This is a genomic window from Deltaproteobacteria bacterium HGW-Deltaproteobacteria-2 (assembly GCA_002840505.1).
Taxonomy (GTDB): Bacteria; Desulfobacterota; Syntrophia; order Syntrophales; family Smithellaceae; genus Smithella.
In genome coordinates this window covers 94,018-95,262 of record PHBC01000003.1, presented here as the reverse complement: position 1 = coordinate 95,262, position 1,245 = coordinate 94,018, and the positions used below count along the sequence as shown (strand labels likewise).

The following is a 1,245-nucleotide window of genomic DNA, read 5'->3' as shown; positions in this document are numbered from 1 at the left end:
CCTTTACCATAACACCAGCTAGTGGTGGTTACACAGTATCAGATGTTCTCGTTGACGGTTCTTCAGTAGGTGCGGTTACGAGCTATACATTCAGTAATGTAACTGCCAATCATACCATCAGTGCAAGTTTTGTCACTTCTTCTGATCCTTGCAGTGGCGGCACAGCAATGATTGACGGTAATTACACAGTGCGTACTTTCACCTCAAGTGGCACACTTGCCTGTACATCAGCTGTAACAGCGGAGGTTTTAGTTATCGCCGGCGGTGGTGCCGGTGCCAATCGTTGCGGCGGTGGCGGCGGTGGTGGCGGGGTACTATATGAAGCTTCTCATGCTTTAGCAGCACAATCTTATACCGTGACTATAGGTGCTGGTGGAAGTCCCGGTACGACTGATACAAGCAGCGGGGGCAATGGCGGTAATTCTGTTTTTGACACGATGACCGCTGCGGGCGGCGGTGGCGGTGGTCATTGGAATACAAATAACGCACAAAGTGGAGGATCAGGCGGTGGTGGCGGTAACAGTGATGGCGCATATGCAGGAGGAAGCGGAACAACAGGCCCTCCAAGGCAAGGTTATAATGGTGCATATGCTAGCGGATATTATGTTCACGGCGGTTACTATTGTTCAGGTGGCGGCGGTGGGGCTGGTGAAGCTGGACATGAAAGTGTAAGTTATACAGGTGGAATTGGTGGAATTGGAGTTCAATACTCACAGTTTGCGAGCGTGGGTGGTAGTCCCGCTGGATGGTTCGCTGGCGGTGGTGGCGGTTATGGTAATAAATATGGTGGTTCAGCAGATGCCAATGGTGGCGGTGGTTATGGAAAGGGTGCTCTTGAAGGCGGAAGTGCTGCCGCAAGTGGTGTAGCTAACACAGGCGGCGGCGGCGGCGGTGGCTGGCGATATAGTGATACACCTGGCAGTGCAGGTGGATCAGGTATCGTGATAGTGAAATATTTGACGCCTGGTGGGGCTACAAATTACACGATAACAGCATCCGCCGGAAGCAACGGTAGTATTAGCCCTTCGGGCACAGTCACAGTAAATTCCGGTACCAGTCAGACATTTACCATAACACCCAACAGCGGATATGTTGTATCAGACGTACTTGTTGATGGTTCTTCAGTCGGTGCAGTTACGAGCTATACATTCAGTAACGTAACCGCTAATCATACCATCAGTGCAAGTTTTGTCCTCGGTTACACGGTAGCGGTGACTGCCGGAGGTAATGGCAGTATTACACCAT

The 1,245-nt window shown here is 51.2% G+C and carries 1 protein-coding gene; it reads left to right on the top strand.

Going from position 1 to position 1,245, the window contains the following annotated elements:
* On the top strand, nucleotides 1-1,245 hold a 1,245-nt coding region (locus CVU62_07375), incomplete at both ends, for a hypothetical protein (protein ID PKN37546.1).